The following is a 241-nucleotide window of genomic DNA, read 5'->3' on the forward strand; positions in this document are numbered from 1 at the left end:
CCTTCTAGCTGATATTGAGTTAGCGCATAATCGGCTTTTTGTTCTGTTTGAGATATAACGTGAGAAAATTGACATTCGTAGGCACTTATTGTAAATATAAAAGAAAAAGCAATCAGCAAAAGTGCTTTTTTAATACATTTAAGATGTTTTCTTACTTGTGGTACAATAATAGTTATAATACCCAATATAAATAAAAAATCAAATAAACTCACAGCATTATAAAAATTTGAAGTAGATGTGT

At 27.8% G+C, this 241-nt stretch carries 1 protein-coding gene; it reads right to left on the minus strand.

The annotated features are described in order from the left end of the window. Window positions 1–212: hypothetical protein (locus LK536_RS59025; RefSeq protein WP_506092363.1), on the minus strand; the 212-nt coding region annotated here is incomplete at its 3' end. Window positions 213–241: the final 29 nt, after the last annotated feature.

It is taken from the genome of Clostridium pacaense, assembly GCF_020709765.2.
In the GTDB taxonomy this organism is placed as follows: domain Bacteria; phylum Bacillota; class Clostridia; order Lachnospirales; family Lachnospiraceae; genus Enterocloster; species Enterocloster hominis.